Source organism: Micromonospora sp. NPDC048839, assembly GCF_040649915.1.
Taxonomy (GTDB): Bacteria; Actinomycetota; Actinomycetes; order Mycobacteriales; family Micromonosporaceae; genus Micromonospora.
The window spans coordinates 58,053-78,999 of record NZ_JBEZGL010000012.1; the positions used below are offsets into that span (position 1 = coordinate 58,053).

Genomic DNA, 20,947 nt, shown 5'->3' on the forward strand with positions numbered 1-20,947 from the left:
TGCGGCAGGATGGTGGGATGTCCGTGCTGTCCACGTTGCGTCACCCGATCATCGCGGCCCCGATGGCCGGTGGCCCGTCCACGCCGGCGCTCGTGGCAGCCGTCTCCGCCGCCGGTGGACTGGGCTTCCTGGCCGCCGGGATGATCGACACCGAGCGGTTGGCCGCCGACGTCGCGCAGGTCCGCGCGCGCACCGACCGGCCCTTCGGCGTCAACGTCTTCCTGCCCGACCCCGGCGGCGTGGACGACGTCGCCGTCCGGGCGTACGCGGAACGGCTCGCCCCGCAGGCCGCCGAGCGCGGGGTGCGCCTGGGCGAGCCGGTCGGCGGCGACGACGCGTACCCGGAGAAGGTGGCCGCGCTGCTCGCGGACCCGGTCCCGGTCGTGTCCTTCGTGTTCGGGCTGCCGGACCGGGCGACGGTGCGCGCCCTGCGCGAGCGGGGCACCGAGGTGTGGGCCACCGTCACCCGCCCGGACGCGGCGACGGTCGCCGTCGACCTGGGTGTGGACGCGGTGGTGGTGCAGGGCACCGAGGCCGGTGGGCATCGGGGTGGCCTGCCGGACGACGACGACTACGCGCTGTTGCCCCTGCTCCGGCTGGCCGCCGCCCGCTGCGACCTGCCCCTGGTGGCTGCGGGCGGCATCGTCGACGGTCCCGCGCTGGCCGCCGCGCTGGCTGCCGGTGCCGCCGCAGCGCAGCTGGGCACGGCCTTCCTGCGCTGCCCGGAGGCGGGCAGTTCGGCGATGCACCGGGCGGCGGTGGCCGGGAACGCGCCGACCGCGCTCAGCCGGTCGTACACCGGTAAGCGGGCCCGGGGAGTGGCCAACGACTTCCTGCGCCAGCACGACGCGTCGGCGCCGACCGGTTACCCCCAGGTGCTACACCTGACGCGTCCGCTGCTGGCCGCCGCCCGGCGCGACGGCGACGCGACGGTCGCGAACCTGTGGGCGGGGCAGGCGCACCCCCTCGCCCGGGAACTGCCGGCAGCCGAGGTGGTCACCGAGGTGAGCGCCGGTGCCCGAGCCGCGCTGGCGGCGGTGGTCGAGCGGTCGGCACGCTGGGGCTGACCGGCGGCCTCGGGTGGGACGGGACGGGCCGATCGGGAAACCCGTAGAGTTCCGCCGTGATCGAGATCGGTGCGCAGGTCGACCTGTCCCACCCGCCCGACCGGGTCTGGCTCGCACTGACCGACCGGAAGCTGCTCGGACGGTGGTTCGCCGAGGCCGCCACCGTCGAGGGCGTGGCGGACCGACTGTTGCTGCGCACGGCCGAGCTGCCCGGCTTCGAGGCCGACGTCGAGGTCGAGGTGACCGAGCGGCGGGAGGCGGCACTCCTCGTGCTGACCTGCGACGAAGCCGGCCGGCTCAGTGAGCTGACCTGCGCGGTCACGGCCACCAGCCAGGGCTGCCGGCTGGAGGTGCGGGAGGTCACGACGCACGGCGCGTGGTCCGCCGACCAGCACGACCCACGTGAGCAGCAGGTGCGGCAGGCGCTCACCGTGCGACTCCCGGCCATCCTCGACTGGCTCGCGTTCCAGCAGGTCGACCTGCGCCGCGGCGACGGTGCGATGACGACCGAGCTGCCGCTGATCGCGCTCCGCACGTCCGGGCGCACCCGCCGTCGGCGTCGCACCCTCGTCGCCCTGATCGGCGGGGCCGCGCTGCTGGCGGGGACGGCGGCCTGGATAACGTTGCCGCCCGAGTCGACGCCCACCGCCGCGCCGGCATCGGCGGGCGCGCCGTCGCCGTCCGGTACGACCGCCGCCGCCCGTAAGGCGACCCCCTCGGTACGCCCCTCGCGCAGCACCGCGTCCACGACCACCCGCCCGAGCCCGACCGCGACGGCGACGGCGACGGCGACGCCCCCGAGTCCGGCCGCGTCCGCTGTGCCGCCCCCGCCGCCAGCGTCGCCGGTGCCCGTGGTGGCCCGGTACGAGACCGAATCCAGCCGCCTGTTCGGCTACACCGGTGCGGTCGTGGTCGAGAACCCGAGCGGCGTACCGGTGGCGGACTGGGCCGTGGTGGTCACTCTCGGCGAGGGCACCACGGTCGACGACGTCGACGGCGCGAACTGGCGACAGGACGGGCGGTCGATCACCTTCACCGGCGCCGAGGTGGCGGCCGGAGGCACGCGGACGATCAGCTTCGACGTCCGCGACAGCCGGCCGAAGGCCCGGCAACCGGCGAGCTGCACAATCGGCGGGCAACCCTGCGCGGGCCTCTGACTAGGCTGCCGGGATGGCACTGCTGCACAGAGCGACCCTGAACCCCACGAAGCTCGACCTGCTGGCGACCTGGCTTCCCGACCGACCCTGGTACGCCGGGTCCGCCGGCGTCGAGCTGGTGAGCCGAGGCGCCTACCGCTTCGACGATCCGGCCGGCGAGGTCGGCATCGAGACCATGCTGGTCGGGACCCCCGACGGGCCGGTCCACCACGTCCCGCTCACCTACCGGGCCGGTCCCCTGGACGGTGCGGACGCCTGGCTGGTCGGCACCACCGACCACTCGGTGCTCGGCCGGCGCTGGGTGTACGACGGCTGCGTGGACCACGTGTACGCCGCCGCGCTCGCCCACGCGATCCGCACCGGCGCCGGCCAGGCGGAGCAGTACTTCGAGGTGGACGGTCGGCGTGAGGTGCGCGAGCCAAGTGTGACGATCGCCGTCAGCGGCGCCGTGGACGACGACGCGGCACCGGTCGGGCCCGTGCGCCGCGTGGTCGACGAGGACAGCACGCTCGTCGTCACCGACACCGTCGAGTTGGTCGTCGTCCGCCGCCCCGGTGCTGCCGAGGCCGCCGGGGCCGCCCTGCTCGGCAGTTGGAACGGGCAACCGACGAGCGTGCCGCTGGCGTACGTCCGGACGCGCTGAGCGTTGCGGTGGGCGGCCCGACGAGTCGGGCCGCCCACCGCGTTCACCACTGCGCCGGAGGCGGGGGCGGCGACACGGGCGGTCGGTCGTCGCAGGTGATCGTGTTGGGCAGCAGCCACGGCGCGAGCCACCCGCCGTCGTTACCGCCGAGGTCGGTCAGTGTGAACTCCGAACCGGCCGGGGTGAAGTGGAACGAACCGCAGTTGTTGACGGCCACCGCGCCCACGTGGCGGGCGTCCACGTTGGCGAACGAGGCGGACCCCGCCGCGCGGGCGCTGATCACCGAGGTGCCGGTGCCGTCGACCCGGATGTCCCGGAACCGCACGTTGGAGATCGAGTAGAGGTCCTTCACCGGCCAGTCGCTCACCAGCATGATCGCGTTGTAGGTGCTGTCGAGGTACGCGTCGCCGGTCACCTCGATGGCCGCGTCGATGCTGCGGTCCAGGGCGAAGAACCAGATGGCGCCCAGCCCGATGTTCCAGTTCAGGTCGTACGTGCCGGCGCGGGCGGTGGTGTTGTCGGTGATCCGCAGGTGCCCGGTGAACGGCTCCGCGCCGAAGCGGGCGCCGACGTGGATGCCACTGCCCTCGCGGACCGGGTCGGCGACGAGGTTGTGCGAGACGGTGGTGTCCGTACCGCCGTAGATGGCGATGCCGTTGGCCAGCGTCGGTGACTGCACGGTGTTGTGGTCGAACGTGTTGCGTGCGTTCGCCGTCTTCTCCGACCACATCGCCAGACCGTCGTCGCCGGTGTTGCGGACGAAGTTGTGCGCCACGAGGGAGTCGGTCACGCCGGTGTGGAAGTTGAGCGCGTCGGCGATCTGGTCGACGACGATGTTGTTGGTGACGCGGACGTTGCGCATCGGCCCGTCGAACCACAGGCCGGCCTTGGTGTGGCGCAGGTAGAGCCCGTCGATCGTGGAGTCGCTCATCGCCCCACCGATCGCGTTGACCTGGTCGGTGTCGATGCGCTCCCGGACGTCTCCCTCGATGGTGAAGCCGGAGAGGTGGACGTTGCGGCTGCCGCCGTCGGCGGCGTCGCGGCCGTAGAACCCGACGCCGGTGTGCACCGAGCCGTCCGGCGCGGGGGTCGGCAGGGCGACCTCGCGGCCCCTGATGACGGTGTGCCAGTTGCCGGCGCCCTCGATTGTCACGTCGTCGACGATGATGTGCCTGTTGACCTGGTAGGTGCCCGGCGGGAGGTACACCTTGAGGTGGGCGCGCCGGGCGAAGGCGATGGCCCGGTCGATCGCGTCGGCGGAGTCCCGCCGGCCGGTGGGGTCGGCGCCGAAGGCGAGCACGTTCGCCGCGAGCAGCCGGACGCGCGGCGGTGCGACCAACTCGGAGTCGAGCAGGTCGATGACGGTCCAGGCGGCCGCGCTGCCGGTCGGCGCGGTCAGGCGGATCGTGTCGCCGGCCCGGTAGGTGCGCCCGAGCAGCAGGCGCTGCTCGTCGTAGAAGTGGGTGGGCCGGAACGGCTTGTCGATGACCGGGGCCGGCGTGGTGGCCGCCGGCACGCACTGGCACTCGGTGATCCACCAGTCCGGGTGCAACAGCCCGGCCTGCGGGTCGTTGGTGAACGGGTACTGGTTGTAGAGCCACGAGTACTGCGAGGTCAGCGTCATGGTGCGCGCGTGCTTGCCGTTGACCGCGACGCGCAGCGGAGCGGTGATCCCACCGCCTTGCGGCGCGTCCGGGATGCTGTACCGCACGCTTATCGCGTTCGCCGCGCTGGGTAGGACGAACTCCACGTACTCACCGGGGGTGAGCCGGACCGCCCGGCGGCCGGAGGCCTCGGCGGGCAGCGTGTAGGCCGACCGGTCGGGGCCGATGATCTCGCCGTTGGTGCGCGCGTTCTCCGCCTCCTGTTCGAGGAAGTCGACGTCGGCGCCGCGCCCGGCGACGAGTGCCGGGTCGAGGGCGGCGCGGGTGACCACCGGCCGCGCGCCGGCGGGCGCGGATGGACCGGCGACGGCCACGGTGGGCACGGCGACGAGCACGGCGAGGCCGGCCGCGAGCGCCACGGCGGTGCCGGCAGGTCGGCCGGGTCGTCCCCGGGCCGACATGAGGCTGCGAATCATCGGTGACCCTCCTGGGTGGGTGGTGGTGGTGGAGGTCCGCCCGGCGCTTCCCCTGACGCCCGACATTGATCGTCATGATGCAGCACCGACCATCGCACTGCAAGACGACAATCGAAGAACGAAAATTGACGACCATTAGACCGCAAGAAATGGACGATCGGTGAGTTGAGGTGTCGCGCCTCGCCTGCGCCCCGACCGCCCACGGCCGGCGTACGCTGGGCCGCGTGGATCAAGAAGACCGGATCGCCCTGTTCCTCGACTACGAGAACCTCGCGTTGGGGGCGCGTGATCACCGTGGCGGCGCGGAGTTCGACTTCCGGCCGATCGCCGACGCGCTCGCCGAACGGGGTCGGGTGGTGGTCCGCCGCGCGTACGCCGACTGGTCCTACTTCGACGAGGATCGCCGGATGCTCACCCGGTCCCACGTCGAGCTGATCGAGATTCCGCAGCGGATGGGCGCCTCCCGGAAGAATGCCGCGGACATCAAGATGGCTGTCGACGCGATCGAGTTGGCGTTCGAGCGCGACTACATCTCCACGTTCGTGATCTGCAGTGGCGACAGCGACTTCACCCCGCTCGTGCACAAGCTTCGCGAGTTGAACAAGCGGGTCATCGGCGTGGGGGTCGAGGGGTCGACGTCGGCGCTGCTCCCGCCGGCGTGCGACGAGTTCCTCTACTACGACCGGCTGGAGGGTGTGGACATCCCGCCGACCCGCAGCCGGCGCGGTCGCCCGACCCGGCCGGCCGGCACGGACCAGCGCCCGCCCGAGCCGGAGTTGGAGCGCGAGCCGGAGCCGGAGGTGGGTGGCCGGCCCGCCGGTGAGGAGCCCGGACGCGACGTCGACGCGCTCGCCGTGCTCGTCGCCCAGACCGTGGCCGGGTTGCAGGGCAGCGCCAACGGTGAGGTCACCGCGTCCCGGCTCAAGCGCACCCTGCTGCGCAAGGACCCGACGTTCAGCGAGTCCGACTACGGTTTCCGCACCTTCGGGGAACTGCTGCGGCACCTCGCCGAGCACACGGTGATCGAGCTGGCGGAGGGTCCCGCGAAGGGCGACCCCGAGGTGTCGCTGCCCGAGCACGGCGACCGCGAGGTGGCGTTCGGCCTGCTCCGTGGCGTGGTGGCGGAGCTCGGCAGCAGCGGCAACCCGGTGGCGCTGTCCGGGTTGAAGAACCAGCTGCGGCGGGCCCGGCCCGACTTCAGTGAGAAGAAGCTCGGCTACCGCAGCTTCCTGCAGTTCTGCAAGGCCGCGGCCACCAGCGGCGCGGTCGACCTGCGGTGGAGCCCCGAAGCCGACGACTACCTGCTGACCACCCAGGGCTGAACGCCGCGCCCGCCACGCCCGGCCTCGCATCGACCGCTGTCGAGCGGGAGTGCCGGAACTCCCCCTAGGGTGAGTGGCAGGGCTGCCCGAGGGCGAGGTGAGGGTCGTCATGCCGGGACGTGGCGAATGGACGCTCGTCGGCCGCGACGACGAGCTGAAAATCATCGAGGACGTCGTGTCGTCGCGGATGCCGGGGCTGGTGCTGGTCGGCGACGCCGGGGTGGGGAAGACGCGGCTGCTGCGGGAGGCACTCGCCCGCGCGGCCCAGGACGGCGTGGAGTGTCACTGGGTCTCCGCCACCGGAGCCGCCCGGTCGATTCCGTTCGGTGCGGTCTCGCACCTGATCCCCGCGCAGACCCGACCGCGTGCCGATCCGGTGGGGCTGGTCGTCACCGTCGAACGCGACTTCGCCAGGCGCGGCGGTGGCCGCCCGATCGTGATCGGCATCGACGACGCCCACCTGCTGGACGAACCCTCGGCCGGGCTGCTGCACCAGCTCGCCGTGCACGGCCTGGCCGTGGCGGTGGCGACCGTCCGGGCGGGCCTCCCGCTCTCCGACGCGCTCACCTCGCTGTGGGCCGGATCCGGCCGGCGACTGGACGTACGCCCGCTGCCGGCCACCGCGGTGGAACACCTGCTCGACGAGGCCGCGCCCGGTCCGCTCGACGCGATCAGCCGCCGCCGGCTGACCCGGCTCGCCGACGGCAACCCGCTGCTGCTGCGGGAGTTGCTGGCCGACGCCATCGACACCGGCGGGCTCCGCGAGTCGCGGGGGATCTGGCGGTGGCGCGGCACCGCGTCCGGCAGTCCTCGGCTGGCCGAGCTGGTCAGTGCCCGACTGCGCGCCCTGGAACCGGCCGCCCGGCAGGTGCTGGAGGTGGTCGCCTGCGGCGAACCGCTCTCCCTGGCCCTGCTGGAACGGTTCACCGACCCGGTCGCGATCGAGGCCGCCGAACGCAGCGGCATGGTGGTCGCGGAACGCTCCGGCGCTCGCACCGCGCTGCGCATGGCCCATCCCCTCTACGGGGAGGCGCTGCGCGCCAGCATGCCGGCCAGCCGGTCCCGCACCGTGTTCGGGCAACTCGCCGACGTGCTGGCCAGCATGCCGCTGCGCCGGCGGGACGACGCGCTCGTCGCCGGGGTGTGGCAGCTTCGCTCGGGCAGCGTCCGGCATCCGGGCATCGCGCTGGCCGCCGCCCGGCAGGCGATCGACAGGTTCGACATCGACCTGGCCGAGCGGTTGGCCCGCACCGCGTACGACGCCGCGCCGGGCTGGGAGGCGCAGTGGCTGCTGGCCCGGGTGCTGCAGTACCAGGCGCGCAGCCAGGAGGCGCTCGACATGCTCCCGCCGGCCCCACCGCCGGGCAGCAAGCGCCTCGCCATCTGGGCGACCACCCGAGCCGGCCTGCTCTACTGGGGCCTGGACCGGATCGACGAGGCGCACGAGACACTGCGGATGGTGCCGGCGGGCTCGCCCGGCCACGACCTGACCGAGGCCACCCGGTCGTGGGTGCTGTTCTACGACGGCCGGTGCGAGGCCGCGCTGTCCGTCGGCCAGGCCGTGCTGGCCCGGCCCGACACCGGCGTACGGGCGGCCAGTTGGGCGACCATGGGCGCGGCGTCGGCGGCCGGGATGCTCGGTCGGCTCGGGCTCGCCGCCGAGTTGGCGGAGCGGGGCCGGGCGGTGCTCGCCGCCGAACCCGAGCGGATGCCGTGGAACGAGGCGCAGGTCGGGCTGGGGCTCTGCTACGCCCGGTACGCGGCCGGCGAGCTGGCCGGCGCCGCCGACCTGGCCGACCACGGCTATGCCGCGGCGGTGGCCAGCGACGCGCGGGGCATGGTCGCCGTGTGGGCCGGATTCCGGGGGATCGTCGCCAAGACCCAGGGCCGGCTCGACGCCGCCGAGGCGGACCTACGGGAGGCCATCGCGCTCGTCGAGGAGAACGACCAGTACCACCTGGTACGCACGTACTGGGCGGCGTTGGCGGGAGTCCGCGCGCTGGCCGGTGACCCGTCCGGCGCCCGCCGCTGGCTGGCCGCCGCGGACGCACGGGAGCGCGCCGCGAACCGGATCTTCCACCCGTGGGTGGAGCTGGACCGCGCCTGGGTGCAGGTGGCCGAGGGTGATCTCACCGCCGCGATCCGTACCGCCCGGACCGCCGCCGACCTGGCGCGGGCCAGCGAGCAGCCGACGATCGAGGCGGTGGCGCTCTACGAGTGCGCGCGGCTGGGCGCGCCCGAGTCGGTACGGGAGCGGTTGGGCGCTCTCGCCGACCGGCTCGGCGGACTGGCGTCGACGCTCGCCGGCGCGGCCGACGGTCTGGTACGCGATGACGGGCCGGCACTGGAGACCGCCGCGGGTGACCTCGTGGGCCGTGGCCACAGCCTGCTCGCCGCCGAGGTGCTCGGTGCCGCCGCCCGGGCGTACGCGCGGCGCGGCCGACCCCGGGTGGCGGTGGCGCAGCGGGCCGCGACGCTGGCCCGGGACTGTCGAGGGGTTCGGACGCCTCTGCTCACCGCGACCGCCGCAGGCACCGAGGAGGCGACGCTTACCCGTCGGGAGCGGGACGTGGCCCTGCTCGCGGTGACCCTGCCGAGTCGCGGCATCGCCGACCGGCTGGGGTTGTCGGTCAACACCGTCAACAACAACCTGGCCCGCGTCTTCACCAAGCTGGGTGTGCGCAACCGTCGGGAGTTGGCCGTGGTGCTCGGCCACGACCGGCCGGGGGCGCCGGACAGGTCACCGGGTGCGATCCGGCCTCCACAGTAGGTAAGGGCGACTGATCTACCGGGTTACCGCACACGTGCCTACCGTGCGGTAACAACTACCGGCGCACCTCAGTCCCTGGAGGACGGCATGAGCCAACTGCACCTGGGTGGACCGCCAGGACCGCGATCCACAAGGTCGCCCCGCGTCCACAATGCTCTCTTCGCCGCCGGGGTGGCGGTGTCGGTGGCCATGGTCACCGCACTTGTCGCCCCGGCCGCCGGCGGCGCACCGGCCGCCCCCGTCGCCAGCGCGGAGCGGGCGTCGTACGACGCGCCGCCGTGCACCCGCGAGTTGGAGGGTACGACCTGGTTGCTCGACCCGTGCGTCAAGCCGGGCGGGAAACTTCCGGTGGAGGTCGAGGCGCGGCTGGCGCAGATCCGTACCCAGAAGGCGGCCGCCGCGGCCGACTGCCCGGACCCGACCGGAACGCCGTCGGCCTCGACCGCGCCGACCCGGGCGACCCGGCCGCCCGTCACGGCGGAGCCGGTCGCCAAGCGTGCCCCCGCCGCCACCGCGACCGCACCCACCACGACGGCCTCACCCAGCTCAACGGGCTCACCCAGTTCGACGGCGTCACCCAGCTCGACGGCGTCGCCCACCGGAACGCCCTGCCCGTCCGGCAGCGCGTCGCCGTCCGGTAGCGCGTCCCCCTCGGGCAGTGCGTCGCCGTCGGGGAGTGCATCCCCCTCGGGCAGCGCGTCGCCCTCGGGCAGCTCTTCGCCGTCGGGCAGTGCGTCGCCGTCCGGCAGTTCCTCTCCGTCGGGCAGTGCGTCGCCGTCGGGGAGTTCCTCGCCATCCGGTAGCGCGTCGCCGTCGGGCAGCTCTTCGCCGTCCGGCAGCGCGTCGCCGTCGGGGAGTTCCTCGCCGTCCGGTAGCGCGTCACCGTCCGGGTCCGCGTCGCCCAGCGGCAGCGGCTCGCCGGAGCCGACCGACCCGCCCAACCCGACCGACCCGCCCACCGGTGGGCCGGGATCACCGCCGCCCCCGCCGCCGACCGGCTGCCCCACCGTGGCCGGCAACCCCACACTGGTGGACGCCAACAAGGACCGGATCCGCTGCCGCGAGGTGCAGACGGTCACCGACGACACGGTGCTGACCCTGACCGGGGACTCGATCAGTTCCGCGCACCACCAGTTCGGGTTCGGGGTCGGCCCCGGCTGCCCGATGACCTCGTTCGACGGCCGTGGCATGCCCGGCAACAACGGCGTCTACAGCTACGGCCGGCGGTACTTCGATCTGGACACCAGCGTCGTCGACTACGACAACTACGCGCGCACCGGGTACGGCACCGGGGACATCATCGCCGGCCGCGCCGGCCCCGACGCCTGCGGAAACGCCTGGGGTCGGGTGGCCAGCCCGCTCGGACTCGCCACCGCGCGGATCGCCAAGGCCAAGGCGGACGGGCACCACGCGTACCACGCCACCACCGGCGGTGTGAACAACACCAACTGGAACACCGTACTGATCCGGCTGGCCATGTGTCGCGCGTTGGAGTTCGCCGGGGAGAGCCTGAACCCCACCGGACTGTTCCGCTTCGAGTGGGCGGCGGTCGGCGGCAAGCAGGGCATCGTCACCAACGGTGGTGGCTGCAACTTCTGGATCGACCTGCCGGCCGGCGAGGACTACTACATCAACATCGGGGTGCCGCGGTACAACGGCCCGGCCCAGTACGCCGGCATCACCGCCGACGCCACCTTCATCGTCAACTCGTTGCTGGCCGCCGGAGCGGACAAGGTCGTCTGGATGCTGTATTACGACATCACGCCGGCCAACGTCGACATCGGCCAGTACTCCTGGGCGAAGCTCACGTCGTTGCTGCCGACCGGGTTGCAGTCCTACCTGCCGGCGGCCCCGGTTTCGACGCTGCAACCGCTCATCGACCCGCTCTGGGTGGGCACCGTGCGGACAGTGATCAACGATCTCAACTGGGCGGTCCAGCTCGGCGTCCCGTTCGATCCGGCCGTGCGGGTGGCGTCCCCGCCGCCGTTCACGCCCGGTGACATCCAGATCACCGCCGAGGGCGGCTCGCCGCACCCCAGCCCGGCAGGACAGGACGCGTTGGCCAGCACCCTGGCCGGCGTGCTCAGCGACATGTGAACGCACCCTGAGTGGTCGATCAGGACGGGGAGGACCTGCCGTTGCGGGTCCTCCTCGTCAACGCATAGGCCGAAATGCGCCGGAATTACGGCTATCGCCCTGGTATAAGCCCACCTGCGACGTACCCTCGGCGCAAAATTTGCTATACGGTCGGCGAATGAAGGTCGAGGAGCATTGGTGGAACGGAGACACGACCCCGCGCGGACGGCGGGACGTGTATATCCGTACTGACGGGCAGGGTTGGGAGGTCCGCGCCCAGATCGGTGGGGCGTCGGGTCGTGAGCGGGTGCAGCAGTGCCCAAGCCGGGCCTCGGCGGCCATCCTCGCCGATGCGTGGCGCGGCACCCACCCATCCTGGCGCGAGCTGAAGCAGCGCTGATCCGGCACCGGGCCGGGCCGGCAACGCTCCTGGGTTCCCCGCCCGGTGCGCGCCCCGGCCGGCCCGGCGCTCGGCTCTTCGGCCAGCAAGCGACGTGCAGGTCACCGCTTCTGGAGCATCACCGAAGCGACGTCTGCGATCCGTGTCAGCGCCCAATCAAGCTGTGGGCAGTCGTTGCGACCTCTGCACTCGAAGCAGCCACCTGCTCGCCACGGCTTGTCGAGAGCGCGCGTCCAGTGCGAATCCAGTACCCGTTCGGCGGTGAACAACTCGGTCGCCGTGGACACGGGCTCATCGATCGACATGGTCGATCCCCTTCGTAGACACGGTCAGGCCCCGCCCAGGCGACGTCTCCGTCGTCCTGGGCGAGGGTGGCACGATCCGCCGCTTGCCGAACGAAGGAACCGGCCACATCCACCAATGTTAGAGACCTTTAGTACCTAAGGCAATGATGGTCTTGAAGAGCGATGGTCGGCGTGGTCCGATGGAAGGTGCCGAACGAAGGAACCTTCACATGCCCATACCTACCGGCGGATACCGCGAGGTCGCCGAGGATCTCGCCGCCCGGATCAAGAGCGGGGAGTACGCAGCAGGCGAGCGTCTGCCCACCTACAACGAACTCGCGGGCCTCTACGACGTCAGCGTGACCACGGTCCAGAGGGCGATCATCGTTCTTCAGACCCGTGGCCTGGTGGTGGGTCTACAGGGCCGAGGCCTGTGGGTCGCCGAGGACGTCGGATCACCTGATCAAGGGGCGCCGTAGCTGATCAAGGGACGCCCCAGGTGGTCCGTGTTCCCGCCCTCAGGTCGGGTACACGGAGATCGGCCGGTCGTGCCCCGATGGAGGTCGCCCATGTCGCAGAGTCCCGACGAGGAGAACCCCAGCCTCGACGAGGAGGTCCGGGAAGCCGAGCGTCGGCTCGGCAACCTCACCACCTCGTCGGACGACGCGCTGACCGACGACGACGCCCGGGTGCCGGACGAGGCACCTTCCGAGCTGGACGCCGACCAGTAGATCCACTCGGCTTCGGCGAAGTCGGTGTGTCCGGAGCGGTCTGACACCGCGACTTCACGGAAACCGAGTCGATCATCGACGTGGCGGGACGGGTCGCAGGTGGTCGCCCCGGTCAGGCGGTCGGGACCGGCAGCACCGCGCCCTCGGCCGCCGACCGGTGCGCCAGCTCGATCAACTCGACGGTGGCGACCGAGTCCCGAGGGTCCACCGGCATCGGCGGGCCGTCGCGCAGGGCCGTCGCCACCTGCGCGTAGAAGCTCTGGTACGCGCCGGGCTCGGTCGGCACCGGCCGCAGGTCACCGTCGACGCCGAGCAGGCCGTACCGCTCCGGTGGAACCTCGCCCCAACCCGGCTGGTCCGGTCGGCCGCCCTCGTGCAGCGCCGCCTCCTGCACGTCCAGACCGTACGACGTGTAGCCGGCCCGGTCGCCCAGCACCCGCAGCCGCGGCCCGAGCTGCGCGGTCACCGCGCCCATCCACAGGTGCGAGCGCACCCCGTTGGCATGGGTCAACGCCACGAAGGCGTCGTCGTCCACGGCCGCACCCGCGCGGCGGCGGTCCACCTCCGCGTAGACGCGGTCGACCCGGCCGAACAGCTGCACCGCCTGGTCGACGAGGTGGGCGCCGAGGTCGAAGAGGGCGCCGCCGGCCTCCTCGGGACCGGCAAGCTCCCGCCAGCCCGGCTTGATCGTCGGACGGAACCGCTCGAACCGGGACTCGAAGCGCAGCACCCGCCCCAACTCGCCCTGTTCCACCAGCCGGCGGGCGGTCCGGAAGTCGCCATCCCAGCGCCGGTTCTGGAAGACCGTCAGCGGCACCCCGCGCTCGGTCGCCTCACCGATCAGCGCGCGGCCCTCCGCGGCGGTCGGGGAGAGGGGCTTGTCCACGACGACCGGCAGCCCGGCGGCCAGCGCCGCGCGGGCCATCGGCACGTGCTGCCGGTTCGGCGTCGCCACCACGACCAGGTCCAGGGCGTCCGGCGTACGCCACAACTCGTCGGCGTCGTCGACCAGGCGGGCGTCCGGGAAGTGCTGCCGGGCCTGCTCGCGCCGCTGCGGATCGCGGGTCACGATCGCGTCCAGCCGCAGTCCGGGGGTCGCGGCGATCAGCGGTGCGTGGAACACCCGACCCGCCAGCCCGTACCCCAGCAGACCGACCCGCAACGCCTCCGTCATGCCGTACCCCCGTCTCGCCGGCCCGCGCCCTTCGCCGGCGGCGGTACCGCTGATCGAATCTACGCCCCGCCCTCGGCCCGGCGCTGGTCAGCCCACCCGGTCGCTGCGCAGGTAGGTGAGCACCGCGAGCACCCGCCGGTTGGTGTCGTCGCTCGGCGGCAGGTCGAGCTTCAGCAGGATGTTGCCGACGTGCTTGCCGACCGCCGCCTCGCTGACGTGCAGTCGGCCGGCGATCGAGGCGTTCGACCGGCCCTCGGCCAGCAGCGCCAGCACCTCGCGTTCCCGGGCGGAGAGCGCGGCGAGCGGATCGCGCGGCCGGTGCAGCAGCTGGCGCACCACGTCCGGGTCGATGGCGGTGCCGCCCGCCGCGACCCGGCGCAGCGTGTCGACGAACTCGGTGACCTCGGCCACCCGGTCCTTGAGCAGGTAGCCCACCCGCTGACCGTCGCCGCTGTCCAGTAGCGCCGCCGCGTACCCCGTCTGCACGTACTGGCTGAGCACCACCACCGGCAGGTGGGGTCGCTCGGCGCGTAACGCGACGGCTGCCCGGAGCCCGTCGTCGTGGCGGCCCGGCGGCATCCGGATGTCGGTGAGCACCAGGTCCGGTGTGTGCTCCCGGGCCGCGTCCAGCAGGTCGGGCGCGGAGCCGACGGCGGCGCACACCGTGAACTCGAAGCGGGTCAGGAGCGCGACCAGGCCCTCGCGCAGCAGCACCTCGTCCTCCGCGAGGACCACTCGGGTCAGCGACGACACGGCAGCTCCACCCGGACCAGGGTAGGCCCGCCGGGCGGGCTGGACAGCAGCAGTCGGCCGTCCACGGCGGCGACCCGGTCGGCGAGACCGGTCAGGCCGGTGCCCCGGGTGGGGTCGGCGCCGCCACGGCCGTCGTCGCTCACCTCGACGACGAGGTCCCCGCCGGCCCGGCTGAGACGCACCTCGGCGTGGGTCGCCTGGGCGTGCCGGGCGACGTTGCCCAGTGCCTCGGACACCACGAAGTAGGCGGTGGTCTCGACGATCTCCGGCAACTCGCCCTGGACGTCGGCGTGCACGGTGACCGGGATGGTGGCGACGTCGGCCAGTTCGCTCGCGGCGCCGGCCAGACCGAGGTCGGTGAGGCTCTGCGGACGGATGCCGTGCACCAACTGTCGCAACATCACCATCAGGCCCTGAGCCTGGTCGTGTGCCACGGCGAGGGGCCGGGCGGCGGGGGAGTCCTCGGGTACGTCCAACCGGGCCAGGCCCAGCTGAAGGCTGAGGCTGGTCAGTCGTGGTTGCGCGCCGTCGTGCAGGTCCCGTTCGATCCGGCGGCGTTCGGCCTCGTACGCGCCGACCAGTCGGGTGCGGGACCGGGTGACCTCGCGCAGCGCCGTCGCGTCGACCGGCCAGGCCAGTGCCCACCGGGTCACCTCTGCCTGGGCGACGGCGAGCAGGCCGGCCGCGTAGCAGAGGACCGGCAGCAGCAGCACCGCCACGATCGCGTACGGGATGGCTTCCCCGGTGGTCTCGATCGGCTGCCAGATGACGACCGGCTCGGCGTCGCCGGCCAGCCAGGGACTGGTGACCATCCCGAGGTCGAGCAGCACCAGCAGCAGGAACACCCAGTACACGACAGGCACGAACCCGCCCAGACAGAACAGGTACGCCACCTCGCGCCAGGCCCCGGTGCTGCGGTAGCGGGCGACCACACCCGGCCACCGCGGTGCGGGCAGCGGGCGGTTGTCCACGAGCCGGAGCCGCCACCGCTCGATGACGGCCACCGGGAAGCTCACGATCGGCGCCAGCGCCAGCAGGCTGAGACTGCCGACGGTCAGGAACAGCAGGAGCGCGACGCCGGGCGGCCGATCGTGCAGCAGCAAACCGTTGGCGGCGGCGAGCAGCGGTGCGCCGATGATGAGCAGCCCGGTGGCGAGCAGGCCCGCGATCGGCACGCTGCTGATCAGGTAGGCAAGTGCCCGCCAGGGCCAGACGGAGATCAGCCAGTCGCGGCGACGCAGCGCCTCGGCCAGCCGGGTAGGGGGTTCCGTGGTCATGCCGCTGACGCTAATCGCGGACGACCGGGCGCCCCAGCCGTCCAGATCCACTTTCCGAGGTAGGTCCAGCACTACCGACCCGTCGCGTGTGGGGCCTCCGGAAACGGGAAGAACGCGGCGTACGTGACCTGTTCGGTCGGCGGCTGGAGAGACATGGGTGTCAGAACCTTCGTGGTCGTCGGCGGCACCAGTGGCCTCGGCCTCGCGGTGGCTCGGCTGCTCGTCGACGAACACCGGGTGGTGGTGTTCGGCAACGTGCCGGCCGAGGTCGCCGCCGCGACCGACGAGCTGGGGTGCGACGGCGCGGTCTGTGACATTTCCTCCTACGAGCAGGTCCGCGACGGGTTCGCCGAGGTGGTGGAGCGCTACGGCACGATCGACGGGGTGGCGGCCTGCGCCTCGATGTGGGCGGGCGGCGAGCTGGGGGACCTGTCGGTGGAGCACATCCGCCAGGCCGTGGAGATCAACGTCCTGGGCCTCACGTACCTGCTGCGGGAGGTGGTGGGGCACCTGCACCGGCAGGGCCACGGGAATGTCGTGTACATCGGCGCACTCGCGCTGGCGGCACCCCGGCCCGGCATCCCCGTCTACCGGGCCACCAAGAGCTACGGGAACAGCCTCGTCGACTCGTTGGCCGAGGCGCAGCACAGCAACCGGGTGAAGGTGATGCAGTTGCACCCCGGGCCGATGCCGACGCGGTTGCAGGAACGGGTGGGAGCCGAGTTCCTGGACGAGGTGTACGCCTTGCCGGAACAGGTCGCCACCGAGGTCGTCCGGTTGCTACTGCTCGCACCCGACGATCTCTACGTGTCCGGTGAGCGCGTGCTGCGCGCGGACGGGCGGTGGTGACGGTCGGAGCCGGACCCGACGAACGTCCGGCGTCGGCCTGGGCACCGCTGCGGACCGCGGTCTACCGCAACCTGTGGTTGGCCCTGCTCGCCGCCAACATCGGCACCTGGATGCAGACGGTCGGCGCCCAGTGGCTGCTGATCCACCACTCCAACGCGTCCACTCTCGTCGCGCTGGTCCAGACCGCCAGCCTGCTGCCGGTGCTGCTGCTGGCGTTGCCCGCCGGGGTGCTGGCCGACAACTTCGACCGCCGGCACCTGCTGATCGCCGTGCAGCTGTTCCTGGTGGCGGTGGCGGTGACGTTGACGCTGCTCACCCTGACCGACCGGATGCCGCCGGCACTGCTGCTCACCCTCACCTTCGCGTTCGGGGTCGGGCAGGCGTTGACCCTGCCGGCCTGGGCGGCGGTGATCCCGGAGCTGGTGCCGTCCGACCAGCTCCGGTCGGCGTCCGCGCTCGGTTCGATAAGCGTGAACGTGGCGAGGGCCGTCGGGCCCGCGGTGGCCGGCGTGCTGATCGCCCGTACCGGCGTCGCCCCGGTCTTCGGCATCAACGCGGTCGCCTTCGGGATCTTCGCGTACGCGCTGTGGCGCTGGCGGCCCCGCAACGCCCGCGCGGTCGAGGTGCCCGAGCGGTTCACCGCCGCCCTGCGCGCCGGCAGTCGGTACGTACGCCACTCGCCGACCGTGCGCCGGCTCCTGCGTCGTGCGCTGGTCTTCGTGGTCCCGGCCAGCGCGCTGTGGGCGTTGCTGCCGCTGGTGGCCGCCCGGCGGCTGGGGTTGGGTTCCGGCGGGTACGGGCTGTTGCTGGCGGCTCTCGGCGTGGGCGCCATCACCGGCGGTGTGCTGCTGGCGATGATCCGCACCCGGCTGTCGGCCAACCAGCTCCTGCTGATCGCCGGCGTGCTGTTCACCGTGGCGTTGACAGTGGTCGGCACCGTACGGGTGGTACCCCTGGTGCTCCTCGCCCTGCTGCCCGCCGGGATGGCCTGGGTGACGGTGCTGGCCAACGTCAACGCCGAGATGCAGCTCTTCCTGCCCAGCTGGGTACGGGCCCGCGGCCTGGCCGTCTACCAGGTGTGTTTCGCCGGTGGGCAGGCGGTCGGCGCGCTGATCTGGGGACTGGTGGCCGACATGGCCGGGCTGGTCCTCGCCTATCTCGCGGCGGCGGCGCTGATGCTCGTCGGCACCGCGACCAGCCGGCTCTGGCCGTTGCCGGACCTGCGGTCGGTCAACCGTGAGCCGGCGGCCTACTGGCCGCAACTGCACCTGGCGCAGGAACCGGACCCGGGGGTGGGGCCGGTGCTGGTGACGGTGCAGTACACCGTCCGGCCGGAGCGGGCCGGGTCGTTCCTCGCGGCGATGGACCAGGTGCGCGGCGCGCGGCAGCGGACCGGCGCGATGCGGTGGGGGCTGTTCCGGCCGGCCGAGACGACGGACCGGTTCGTCGAGGTGTACCTGGTGCCGTCCTGGGACGAACACCTGCGTCAGCACGGCGGTCGGTTGACCAGCGAGGATCGCGCGGCCGAGGAACGGGCCCGGGAGTTGACCGACGACGAACCGGAGGTGCGGCACCTCGTGCCCGCCGCCGCCGGCCCGACGCTCTCCGACGACCGCGAAGAGGTCTGACCGCGCGGGCCGGCGGCCGACGTACGGCGTACGTCGGCGTTGTTAGGATGGCCGGACCATGGCGAGTGAACGCAAGGCGACCGCGGACCCAGCCCGCAGCCTGGCCATCCTCTGGCGCACCCGGGAGCCGACGAGCCGCAGCGCCGGCCCGGGGCTCAGCGTCGACCGGATCGTCCGGGCCGCGATCGACATCGCCGACACCGAGGGCCTCGACGCGTTGACCATGCGCCGGGTCGGCGAGGCGTTGGGCGTCGGCACCATGTCGGTCTACACCTACGTGCCGGGCAAGGCCGAACTCGTCGCCGTCATGATCGACACCGCGTACGGCGAGATGCCGCGCCCCGCCGCCGAGGGGGACTGGCGGGCCCGGCTGGAGCGGGTCGCCCGTGACAATCTCGCGCTCTACCAGCGGCATCCGTGGATGCTCCGGGCCGAGACGACCCGGCCCGTGCTCGGCCCCCACCTGATAGCCAAGTACGACCGCGAGCTGGGCACGGTGGCCGACATCGGGCTCGCCGACGTCGAGATGGACGCGGTGCTCACGCTCGTCCTCGGGCACGTGAAGAGTTCCGCCCGTGCCGCCTCCGAGGTGGTCGACCTGGAGCGGGAGACCGGCCTGACCGACGGCCAGTGGTGGCAGTCGCACGCGCCCTGGCTGGAGACGTTCCTGACGGCCGGGGCGTACCCGACCGCCTCGCGGGTCGGCACCGCAGCCGGCCAGCAGCACGGTGCCGCCTACGGCCCGGAGTACGCCTTCGAGTTCGGCCTGCAACGCGTCCTCGACGGGATCTCGGTGGTGGTCGCCGAACGGGCCACCGCCGGCTAGGGCAGCCGGGACCCGGCCGGACCGGGCGCCCCGCCCACCGGGTGCCGGGCCAGCCGGGCGAGCGCGCGCGCCGACGGGCTGCCCGGCTCGGCGTGGTAGACGACGAGCGACTGGGTCGTGCCGGCGATGGTGAGCTTCTCGTAGCGCAGCTCCAGCTCACCCACCCGGGGGTGACGGAACATCCGGACGCCGCCACCGGCGCGGGCCACCACGTCGTGCCGGGCCCACAGCCGCCGGAACCGCTCACTGCCGGCGGACAGCTCCTCGACCAGGTCGGTGAGCCGGGGGTCGTCGACCTCGGCGCCCACCTGCGCGCGCAGGCCGGCCACCGCGTTGGCCGCGACCGCCTCCGAGGCGGGATAGAGCGACGGCACGACCGGGTCCAGGAACACCGCGCGCAGCAGGTTCACGCCGACCGCGTAGATCGGCGCCAGCGCGGTCGCCACCGGATTGGCGAAGAGGACGTCCAGGTGGCGTCCGTGCACCAGGGCGGGGGTCTGCGTCCACGAACCGACCAACTGTCGGATGCCCACCGGCACGCGTTCCGGCCGTCGCGCCGGGCGGCGGGTCGACGCCTGCTCACCCAGCCGGCGCAGGTGCGTCGTGGCCGCCGCGTCCAGCCGTAACGCCCGGGCCAGCGCGTCGAGCACCTGCGCCGACGGGTGCCGGTCCCGCCCCTGCTCCAGCCGCAGGTAGTAGTCGGCGCTGATCCCGGCCAACAGCGCCAACTCCTCGCGCCGCAGGCCGGGCACCCGCCGACGGCCGTGCGCGGGCAGCCCGACGTCGCCCGGTCTGATCAGCTCGCGCCGGGCACGCAGGTACTCGCCGAGCGGACCGGCCGTGCGCACCAACCCATCGTAGGAGCGGCCGGCGGCCGCCCATCCTGGTCCTGCCACTACCAGGAAAACCAGGAACCCGGCTAGCGCCGGCCGCCGGGGTGACAGTTTGTGGCGTAGGCGTCAACGAGAGATGGGACAGAGATGAGCGAGCGAATCACGACACCGTTCGGCTTCGCCTCGACGGCCGACGAGGTCCTCGCCGGAGTCGACCTGAGCGGCAAACGGGCCGTCGTCACCGGAGGCGCCGCCGGCATCGGCGTCGAGACCGCCCGCTCGCTGGCCGCCGCCGGTGCCGAGGTGGTGCTCGCGGTACGTCGGGTCAGCGCCGGTGAGCAGGCCGCGGCCGACATCGCGGCCGGCCTCGGCGCGGAGCGGGTCACCGTCCGCGAGCTGGACCTGGCCAACCAGGATTCGGTACGCCGGTTCGTCGCCGGTTGGGACCAGCCGCTGCACATCCTGGTCAACAACGCCGGGATCATGGCGCTGCCCGAGTTGGAGCGCACCGCCGAGGGCTGGGAAATGCAGTTCGCCACCAACTTCATGGGGCACTACGCGTTGACCGTCGGCCTGCACGACGCGCTTGCCGCCGCCGGTGGCGCCCGGGTCGTGTCGGTCAGCTCCAGCGGCAACCTCTTCTCCCCGGTGATCTTCGACGACCTGCACTTCGCGTTCCGGCCGTACGACCCGTTGCTGGCCTACGGGCAGTCCAAGAGCGCCGAGGCCCTGCTCGCCGTCGAGGCGACCCGCCGCTGGTCCGGCGAGGGCATCTACGCCAACGCGCTCAACCCGGGTGCGATCGCCACCGGACTGCAGAAGCACACCGGCGGGCTCAAGTCGCCGAAGGAGATGCACAAGACCCCGCAGCAGGGCGCCGCGACCTCGGCGCTGCTCGCCGCGTCCCCGCTGCTCGACGGCGTCGGCGGTCGCTACTTCGAGGACTGCGCCGAGGCCCCGGTCGTCACCGCACGGCCCGCCGACTACACCGGGGTGGCGGCGTACGCGGTCGATCCGGGCAACGCGCAGCGGCTCTGGGACGTGGCGGCCGAACTGGTCGCGGCCGGGTAGCCGCCC

20 protein-coding genes are annotated in these 20,947 nt (G+C 72.9%); 13 read left to right on the top strand and 7 right to left on the bottom strand.

The genetic code is table 11. The features are described 5' to 3' along the window. Positions 1-17 precede the first annotated feature (17 nt). The 3 genes from AB0C25_RS22635 to AB0C25_RS22645 are packed head-to-tail and all read left to right on the top strand — an operon-like array spanning position 18 to position 2,867. Positions 18-1,067 carry a nitronate monooxygenase gene (locus AB0C25_RS22635; protein ID WP_357376111.1) on the top strand — a complete coding sequence of 350 codons (1,050 nt, stop codon included), beginning with the start codon at positions 18-20 and terminating at the stop codon, positions 1,065-1,067. A gap of 56 nt (positions 1,068-1,123) precedes the next feature. Continuing rightward, positions 1,124-2,224 carry a cellulose binding domain-containing protein gene (locus tag AB0C25_RS22640; protein WP_357376114.1) on the top strand — a complete coding sequence of 367 codons (1,101 nt, stop codon included), beginning with the start codon at positions 1,124-1,126 and terminating at the stop codon, positions 2,222-2,224. 13 nt (positions 2,225-2,237) lie between these two features. After that, positions 2,238-2,867: a hypothetical protein gene (locus AB0C25_RS22645; protein WP_357376116.1), complete on the top strand. Its 630-nt coding sequence runs from the start codon at positions 2,238-2,240 to the stop codon at positions 2,865-2,867. A gap of 43 nt (positions 2,868-2,910) precedes the next feature. Here the strand turns inward: AB0C25_RS22645 and AB0C25_RS22650 are convergent, their stop codons facing one another. Beyond that, positions 2,911-4,947 carry a glycosyl hydrolase family 28-related protein gene (locus AB0C25_RS22650; RefSeq protein WP_357376118.1) on the bottom strand — a complete coding sequence of 679 codons (2,037 nt, stop codon included), beginning with the start codon at positions 4,945-4,947 and terminating at the stop codon, positions 2,911-2,913. A 224-nt stretch (positions 4,948-5,171) separates the two neighbouring features. On the opposite strand from AB0C25_RS22650, the gene AB0C25_RS22655 reads away from it, so the two are divergent. After that, complete coding sequence (locus tag AB0C25_RS22655; protein WP_357376120.1) at positions 5,172-6,269, top strand: NYN domain-containing protein; 1,098 nt, start codon at positions 5,172-5,174, stop codon at positions 6,267-6,269. Positions 6,270-6,378: 109 nt separating this feature from the next. Further along, entirely contained in the window at positions 6,379-9,039 is a 2,661-nt protein-coding gene (locus AB0C25_RS22660; RefSeq protein ID WP_357376122.1) for an AAA family ATPase, read from the top strand. Between the two features lie 68 nt (positions 9,040-9,107). Here AB0C25_RS22660 and AB0C25_RS22665 read toward each other — a convergent pair whose 3' ends face one another. Further along, a complete protein-coding gene (locus AB0C25_RS22665; protein ID WP_357376124.1) occupies positions 9,108-10,079 on the bottom strand; it encodes a hypothetical protein in 972 nt (323 codons plus the stop codon). Between AB0C25_RS22665 and AB0C25_RS22670 the strand changes: the two genes are divergently transcribed. Beyond that, the gene (locus AB0C25_RS22670; RefSeq protein ID WP_357376126.1) at positions 10,069-11,136 is read left to right on the top strand and encodes a hypothetical protein; all 1,068 of its coding nucleotides are present in this window, start codon (positions 10,069-10,071) and stop codon (positions 11,134-11,136) included. The genes AB0C25_RS22665 and AB0C25_RS22670 overlap by 11 nt on opposite strands. Before the next feature lie 157 nt (positions 11,137-11,293). Beyond that, positions 11,294-11,515, top strand: coding sequence for a hypothetical protein (locus AB0C25_RS22675; RefSeq protein WP_030335934.1), 222 nt, complete (start codon positions 11,294-11,296; stop codon positions 11,513-11,515). A 101-nt stretch (positions 11,516-11,616) separates the two neighbouring features. Here the strand turns inward: AB0C25_RS22675 and AB0C25_RS22680 are convergent, their stop codons facing one another. Further along, positions 11,617-11,820, bottom strand: coding sequence for a hypothetical protein (locus AB0C25_RS22680; RefSeq protein WP_357376128.1), 204 nt, complete (start codon positions 11,818-11,820; stop codon positions 11,617-11,619). Positions 11,821-12,029: 209 nt separating this feature from the next. On the opposite strand from AB0C25_RS22680, the gene AB0C25_RS22685 reads away from it, so the two are divergent. Then, positions 12,030-12,278: a winged helix-turn-helix domain-containing protein gene (locus AB0C25_RS22685; protein ID WP_357376130.1), complete on the top strand. Its 249-nt coding sequence runs from the start codon at positions 12,030-12,032 to the stop codon at positions 12,276-12,278. Between the two features lie 90 nt (positions 12,279-12,368). Continuing rightward, positions 12,369-12,530, top strand: coding sequence for a hypothetical protein (locus tag AB0C25_RS22690; protein ID WP_357376132.1), 162 nt, complete (start codon positions 12,369-12,371; stop codon positions 12,528-12,530). A 112-nt stretch (positions 12,531-12,642) separates the two neighbouring features. On the opposite strand, the gene AB0C25_RS22695 is transcribed toward AB0C25_RS22690, so the two are convergent. The 3 genes from AB0C25_RS22695 to AB0C25_RS22705 form a co-directional block, all read right to left on the bottom strand. Further along, positions 12,643-13,704 (bottom strand): Gfo/Idh/MocA family oxidoreductase, encoded by a 1,062-nt coding sequence (locus tag AB0C25_RS22695; RefSeq protein WP_357376134.1) that lies wholly within the window; start codon positions 13,702-13,704, stop codon positions 12,643-12,645. 87 nt (positions 13,705-13,791) lie between these two features. Then, entirely contained in the window at positions 13,792-14,457 is a 666-nt protein-coding gene (locus AB0C25_RS22700) for a response regulator transcription factor (protein ID WP_357376136.1), read from the bottom strand. Beyond that, a complete protein-coding gene (locus tag AB0C25_RS22705; protein ID WP_357376138.1) occupies positions 14,445-15,734 on the bottom strand; it encodes a histidine kinase in 1,290 nt (429 codons plus the stop codon). Before AB0C25_RS22705 ends, AB0C25_RS22700 begins: the two co-directional genes overlap by 13 nt. A gap of 153 nt (positions 15,735-15,887) precedes the next feature. Between AB0C25_RS22705 and AB0C25_RS22710 the strand changes: the two genes are divergently transcribed. The 3 genes from AB0C25_RS22710 to AB0C25_RS22720 are packed head-to-tail and all read left to right on the top strand — an operon-like array spanning position 15,888 to position 19,037. Beyond that, entirely contained in the window at positions 15,888-16,583 is a 696-nt protein-coding gene (locus AB0C25_RS22710) for an SDR family oxidoreductase (RefSeq protein WP_357376140.1), read from the top strand. Next, positions 16,577-18,211 carry an MFS transporter gene (locus AB0C25_RS22715; RefSeq protein ID WP_357376143.1) on the top strand — a complete coding sequence of 545 codons (1,635 nt, stop codon included), beginning with the start codon at positions 16,577-16,579 and terminating at the stop codon, positions 18,209-18,211. Before AB0C25_RS22710 ends, AB0C25_RS22715 begins: the two co-directional genes overlap by 7 nt. 58 nt (positions 18,212-18,269) lie before the next feature. Beyond that, on the top strand, positions 18,270-19,037 hold the full coding sequence (locus tag AB0C25_RS22720; RefSeq protein ID WP_357376145.1) for a TetR/AcrR family transcriptional regulator: 768 nt from the start codon (positions 18,270-18,272) through the stop codon (positions 19,035-19,037). Here AB0C25_RS22720 and AB0C25_RS22725 read toward each other — a convergent pair. Then, positions 19,034-19,885, bottom strand: a complete 852-nt coding sequence (locus AB0C25_RS22725) for a helix-turn-helix domain-containing protein (protein ID WP_357376147.1) — start codon at positions 19,883-19,885, stop codon at positions 19,034-19,036. The genes AB0C25_RS22720 and AB0C25_RS22725 overlap by 4 nt on opposite strands. A gap of 132 nt (positions 19,886-20,017) precedes the next feature. Here AB0C25_RS22725 and AB0C25_RS22730 point away from each other — a divergent pair, with 132 nt between their 5' ends. Beyond that, a complete protein-coding gene (locus AB0C25_RS22730) occupies positions 20,018-20,941 on the top strand; it encodes an SDR family NAD(P)-dependent oxidoreductase (RefSeq protein WP_357376149.1) in 924 nt (307 codons plus the stop codon). The last annotated feature ends 6 nt before the right edge of the window (positions 20,942-20,947 follow it).